At 69.3% G+C, this 5363-nt stretch carries 7 protein-coding genes and 1 pseudogene; 5 read left to right on the top strand and 3 right to left on the bottom strand.

Annotated features, from left to right (window positions below; all coding sequences use genetic code 11):
• The coding region (locus tag VGD93_RS00585) for a heparan-alpha-glucosaminide N-acetyltransferase (protein WP_395008148.1) at positions 1–665 on the bottom strand (665 nt) is incomplete at its 3' end.
• 160 nt (positions 666–825) lie between these two features.
• Between VGD93_RS00585 and VGD93_RS00590 the strand changes: the two genes are divergently transcribed.
• Positions 826–1443 carry a DUF1236 domain-containing protein gene (locus tag VGD93_RS00590; protein WP_395008150.1) on the top strand — a complete coding sequence of 206 codons (618 nt, stop codon included), beginning with the start codon at positions 826–828 and terminating at the stop codon, positions 1441–1443.
• 144 nt (positions 1444–1587) lie between these two features.
• Positions 1588–2019, top strand: coding sequence for a Crp/Fnr family transcriptional regulator (locus VGD93_RS00595; protein ID WP_395008152.1), 432 nt, complete (start codon positions 1588–1590; stop codon positions 2017–2019).
• On the opposite strand, the gene VGD93_RS00600 is transcribed toward VGD93_RS00595, so the two are convergent.
• The gene (locus VGD93_RS00600) at positions 2020–2874 is read right to left on the bottom strand and encodes a DMT family transporter (protein WP_395008154.1); all 855 of its coding nucleotides are present in this window, start codon (positions 2872–2874) and stop codon (positions 2020–2022) included.
• A 131-nt stretch (positions 2875–3005) separates the two neighbouring features.
• Here VGD93_RS00600 and VGD93_RS00605 point away from each other — a divergent pair, with 131 nt between their 5' ends.
• On the top strand, positions 3006–3518 hold the full coding sequence (locus VGD93_RS00605; RefSeq protein ID WP_395008156.1) for a CreA family protein: 513 nt from the start codon (positions 3006–3008) through the stop codon (positions 3516–3518).
• 195 nt (positions 3519–3713) lie between these two features.
• On the top strand, positions 3714–4349 hold the full coding sequence (locus VGD93_RS00610) for a peroxiredoxin (RefSeq protein ID WP_395008158.1): 636 nt from the start codon (positions 3714–3716) through the stop codon (positions 4347–4349).
• 47 nt (positions 4350–4396) lie between these two features.
• Here the strand turns inward: VGD93_RS00610 and VGD93_RS00615 are convergent, their stop codons facing one another.
• Entirely contained in the window at positions 4397–4663 is a 267-nt protein-coding gene (locus VGD93_RS00615; protein WP_395008160.1) for a hypothetical protein, read from the bottom strand.
• A 187-nt stretch (positions 4664–4850) separates the two neighbouring features.
• On the opposite strand from VGD93_RS00615, the pseudogene VGD93_RS00620 reads away from it, so the two are divergent.
• Positions 4851–5363 (top strand): annotated as a pseudogene (locus tag VGD93_RS00620) (hypothetical protein); the annotation flags it as partial.

Consider the following 5363-nt stretch of genomic DNA (forward strand, 5'->3'; position numbering starts at 1 on the left):
ATCAGCAGGCGCGCCACCGGGCCCGGCGGCTGCCAGAGCGCGAGGCGCGCCGCGAGCGGCGTCGCCAGCGCCAGGCGGGCGCCGGCGATGCCGATGAGCACGACGCCGAACCAGGGAAACAGCGGCACGATGTCGGTGGTCTCGGGCAAGACGCTCCAGAACCCGATCCAAGCCAGTGGTCGTGCCGCAAACTGGGGGGCGCTCCACAGCAGCGGCGGGACGAGGAACAGGCCGGCCGCGGCCAGCACCACGGCGGCTGGTAGGCGCAGGAAGGGCAGGGCGAGCAGCGAAAACAGGGCGATGGCGTGCAGGATGCCGAAATAGACGAAGTAATCGGGGAACATCCAGAACGTGCCGGCCGTCACCGCCAGCGCCGCGGCGGCGATGGCGGCAAGGCGGCGCCAGAAGGCGGGCCAGCGCATGCCGCGTCCATGGGCGAGCACCAGGCCGATGCCGACCAGCAGCAGGAAGCTCGACAGGATCGAGCGCTGTAGCGTGACCCAGAAGGGGTGCGTGGTGAGGTCGGTGGCGATCAGGCCATAATAGCTGAGATCCCAGGCGAAATGGTAGACGATCATGGCGAGGAGCGCGCCGCCGCGCCACAGATCGACGAGGTGCAGGCGCTGCCTCGGCGCCGCCGCTGCCATGTTTGCCGGTTGCGCCATCTGCGCCTCTTGTGCTGGCCGTCGGCGCTTCTAGCGCATTCCCCTTCCGACGCGAACCCCGCGCCTGCGCCGGCCGGCGGCGGCGGAACCATGCGGGAGGCGGGGCGTTCTGACCGCGAGGGGCAAATCCAAGAAGAACAATAGGAAAAGGACTTACCTCATGCGCAAGCTTCTCCTTGCCGGTGTCGCACTGGCCGTCCTCGGTGCGGGCGCGACCACTCCGGCGCTTTCGCAGAATGCCGACGCCGCCGTCGGCGCGACCGCGGGTGGCGCCACGGGCGGCACCATCGGCTTTCTGCTCGGCGGCCCGATCGGCGCCATCGTCGGCGGCTGGGCCGGGGCGGTGATCGGCGCGGATGCGGCTGTGTCGGCCGATTCCGTCAGGTTCGCCGGCGAGCATCCCGTCGACCAGGTCTATCTCGATGCCGACATCGGCGTGGGTTACGTGGTGGCCGCGGACGTCACCATCCACCCGATCGAGGGCGACGACCAGTTCGGCTATTTCTACGCCAACAACCGCGTCTACATCGTCGATCTCCAGACCCGACAGGTCGTGCAATCGCCGGGCTTCCTGGTCCCCGAGAGGGTGGTGGCCTATGTCGACGCCAACCCGGTGGAGCCGGTCGAGATCGGCGGCGACATCAGCGCCGGCTTCCAACTCGAGGGCGACATCGAGGTGGCCGCGATCCCCGACGATCCGACCTATGGCTACATCTATGTCGGCGACCGGCCGGTGCTGGTCGATCTCGGCAGCCGCACGGTGGTCTGGGTTCGCTAGCGGCCTCTCCCTCAGCCGCTGGCCGACGGCCGCCCGGCTCCCCCCGCCGGGCGGCCGCCCCATGCCTGGCGGCTGCTGCTGTCGTCGGAGCGCGAGTCTGCTATAGATGGGGCAGGCGGATGCGCCTGCGAGGGGAGTTCCTGCATGTCCGAGCCCACCCAGCCCTGGCTCCGCTACGACTGGTTTCCGGCCGGCCACCAGCTCATCCGGCAGGGCGGCCGTTCCGGCACCCTGTACGTGCTCAAGTCAGGCGAGCTCGAAGTCAGCCGCGACGGCACCTTCCTCAGTTCGGTCAACCGCCCGGGCGCCATTTTTGGCGAAATGTCCGTGCTCCTCGAGCGGCCGCACAGTGCCACGGTGAAGGCGGTCACCGACATCGAGGTCTACGTCATTGCCGACGCCCTCAAGGTTCTCGAGACGCATCCCGCCTGGACGCTGCAGATCGCGCGCCTCCTGGCGCAGCGGCTGGATGCGACGACGGTGCAGTTGCTGCGCAACCAGCCGGAGGCGCAGGGCGAGGCCCGCCTGGTGCTGCCCGAGAACGTCTTTGCCGCGTGGTCGGACCCGCAGGTGTGATCAGCCGGCCTGCCGGCGAAAGACGATGGCGACGGCCACGCCACCGAGGATCAGCAGGCTGGCGACGACAAGGCGCAGGCTCACCGTCTCGCCCATGAGCAGGACGCCGCCGGCTGCGGCGATCACCGGCGCGAGCAGTTGCACGATGGCGGCAGTGCTGCGCGAAATGAGGGGCAGGACCTTGTACCACACCGCATAGCCCGCCCCCGAGGCGAGGGCGCCGGAGGCGACGGCCCAGCCGACGCCGATGGGATCAGGGGCGCGGTACAGCAGCGATACGACCAGCAGGCCGAGCGCCAGAGGTGCCGTCAGGATGAAATTGTAGGCGGTATCGGCCAACGGTTCGGCCGACCCCCTTCCGACCAGCGAATAGACCGCCCAGGACAGGCCGGCCGCGATCATCAGCGCGGCGCCGAGGGGGTGCGGTGCCACCAGCCCCGGCGACACCAGATAGACGAAGCCGCCGAACGCCGCCGCGATGCCCGTAAGCGCGACGGGGCCGGGGCGGTCGCCCTTCAGCAGCGCCCAGCCGAGCATGCCGGCCTGCACGGTGGTGAACAGGATGAGCGCCCCCGTGCCGGTATCGAGCAACTGGTAAGCGAAGGAGAAGGTGATCGCGTAGCCGAACAGGCTCGCGGCGGTGATCCAGCGCGCCGGGGTGCGGACGGCCCTCCCGAGGGCGAGCGGCCTGTGCCGCCCCGCCAGCAGCGCCAGCATGACCGCCCCGGCGAGGAGCCGGATCCCGGTATAGCCGGCCGCGTCGATCGCCGCGGTGCCGAGCGCGAGCCGGGCGAGCACCGAATTGGCGGCGAAGCCGGTCACCGCCAGCAGGACCATGAATGCGACGCTCGGCATTGGGCCCTCCACCCGCATCGACACTACGTGGAAATGCCTGCGCCCGCCAGCGGGGCCGGCCCGCATGCGCGACCGCTCTTGCGCGGCCGCCCCGTTCCCCCCACATCCGCTGCGCCACGAGGAGATCAGCCATGTCAACGACCCCGTTCCGTCTTGCCGCCGCCGCGGCCGCGCTGCTCAGCCTCGCCGCCTGTTCCGATCGCAACGAGGTCGGCAGCGTCGGCGTCGACTGGACCGGCAACGACATCACCATCGAAGCCGTCGCCGACCCCGAGGTCCAGGGCGTGGTCTGCCATCTCGCCTACTTCAACCGCTCCATCATCGACAGGCTGCAGCAGGGAAACTGGTTCGAGGATCCCTCCTATTCCGCCATCGACTGCTCGGCGGCCGGTCCCATCACCATCGGCAATATCGCCATGGGCGCGGGCGGCGAGGAGATCTTCAAGCAGGGCCGCTCGCTGATCTGGAAGAGCCTCAGGGTCAATCGCATCTACGACGCCTCGAGCAACGCGCTGGTCTACCTGGGCCACGCCCGCGAATTGCAGAAGGGTTCCGGCAAGATGTCGCTCTCGGTCGTGCCGCTCAACGGTGCCGACGTCACCTGGACGAGGGGGAAACCGGCGGCCGCCGGCGCGGTGCGGTAGCGTCTTCCCCGGGGCCCGGCCGCCGGCCGCGGAAGCGGCGCTTTGCGCCACAGCCTGAAAGCGCGCAACGGCTTCGTGCCGTCACCGCTGAAAAGACAAAACAATTCGCCGTCGGCCGCTCCAGGTCGGCGCCGTCGCGCCGCTATGATGAGCCAGCGCCGAGGCCCGAGGGGCCCGGACCAAAGGAGATCATTCATGGCAATTCTCATCGGCGATACTGCGCCGGATTTCGCGGCCGAGACGACCGACGGCCCCATCCGTTTCCACGATTACATCGACGGGCACTGGGCCGTCCTATTCTCGCATCCCAAGAACTACACGCCGGTCTGCACCACCGAACTCGGCTATACCGCCAGACTCAAGCCGGAGTTCGACAAGCGCGGCGTCAGGGTGCTGGGGCTCTCCGTCGACGAACTGGAGCGTCACGCCGGCTGGGCCAGGGACATCGAGGAAACCCAGGGCACGGCCGTCAACTTTCCGATCATCGCCGATCCCAGGGGCGAGATCGCCCGCAAATACGACATGATCCATCCCAACGCCGACGATTCCCTCACCGTGCGCTCGGTGTTCGTGATCGGGCCCGACAAGAAGGTGAAGCTCAAGATCGAGTACCCGGCGTCGACGGGGCGCAATTTCGACGAGGTCCTGCGCGTCATCGACAGCCTGCAGTTGACCGCCCGTCACCAGGTGGCGACGCCGGTGAACTGGAAGCAGGGCGAGGACGTCATCATCTCCACGTCGGTGAGCGACGAGGCGGCCAAGGCCAGGTTCCCCGGCGGCTGGAAGACGCTGAAGCCGTATCTGCGCGTGGTTGCGCAGCCGCAGGCCTGACGGCGCGCCGCGCGGACGGCAGCGGGGGCTCGCCCGTGGCGGCGCCCCTAGCCCTGCCCGCGCAGATTGCGGTTGATGGCGCCCAGCAGCATGATGATGCGTCCGAGGCCCATGAGGACGAGGCCGGTCAGGCCGGGCAGGACGACCCAGCGCAACCCCGCCGCGAGGTCGGCGACCTCGTCGAGCATGTTGACGTCGCCCGCGTTCAGGGCCGCGGTGAAATCCGCGATCATTGCCGGCGCGCCGTAGCCGGCGCCGGCGATGCACCCCAGCAGCGTGATCAGCCCGACCAGATAGAGTAGTGCGGCAACCATGGTCGCTCCCCAACAGCACGCCGCACAGTAAAGGCACCGGCACGCGCGCCGTCAACGGCGCTGATGCGGCCCGGCGGCGCTTTCAGCCGATCTTAAGGCCCTCGTCCTAGAACGGAGCCCCGTGTGCGGCGGGCCGGCGCCCGCTCGGCATCGGGCCCGCACACGGACGAGCGTGGAGCCGGTTTCCTTGATCAACGAGATGACCGCGGCGGCGCGGAACGGGCGCTCAATATGGCCGGCGGTGTGGCTGGTCTTCGGCCTGCTTGCTGCAACGCTGGCGGCCAAGGCCGCCTTCGTTTCGCCCGGCGTGCCGCTGCTGGCCGATACCGACGATGCCATGCGCCTGGCCGTGGTCGAGGATTTCCTTGCCGGGCAGGGTTGGTTCGATACCGTCCAGCATCGCCTCGACACGCCCTACGGGTCAGACATGCACTGGTCCCGGCTGGTCGATTTGCCGATCGCCGCGCTCGCCCTGCTGCTGCGCCCGTTCGCGGGGACGGCGGCGACCGTCGCCGCCGCCTGGGCCTGGCCGTTGCTGCTGCTGTTCGGTCTCGTGGCGCTGAGCGCGCTGATCACCATCCGGCTGGTGGGCCGCGACGGCCTCCTGCCGGGGCTGCTGCTGCCGGCCTTCTCCGTCGTCACCCTTGTCGAGTTTGCCCCCGGGCGCATCGACCATCATGGGGTCGGCATCCTGCTCGCT

It is taken from the genome of Devosia sp. (assembly GCF_036406155.1).
GTDB lineage: Bacteria > Pseudomonadota > Alphaproteobacteria > Rhizobiales > Devosiaceae > Devosia_A.

Excerpts from the sequence above, each read along its gene's own strand:
- VGD93_RS00590 (WP_395008150.1), top strand. The coding sequence starts at position 826 with ATGCGCAAGCTTCTCCTTGCCGGTGTCGCACTGGCCGTCCTCGGTGCG.
- VGD93_RS00595 (WP_395008152.1), top strand. The coding sequence starts at position 1,588 with ATGTCCGAGCCCACCCAGCCCTGGCTCCGCTACGACTGGTTTCCGGCC.
- VGD93_RS00600 (WP_395008154.1), bottom strand. The coding sequence starts at position 2,874 with ATGCCGAGCGTCGCATTCATGGTCCTGCTGGCGGTGACCGGCTTCGCC.
- VGD93_RS00605 (WP_395008156.1), top strand. The coding sequence starts at position 3,006 with ATGTCAACGACCCCGTTCCGTCTTGCCGCCGCCGCGGCCGCGCTGCTC.
- VGD93_RS00610 (WP_395008158.1), top strand. The coding sequence starts at position 3,714 with ATGGCAATTCTCATCGGCGATACTGCGCCGGATTTCGCGGCCGAGACG.
- VGD93_RS00615 (WP_395008160.1), bottom strand. The coding sequence starts at position 4,663 with ATGGTTGCCGCACTACTCTATCTGGTCGGGCTGATCACGCTGCTGGGG.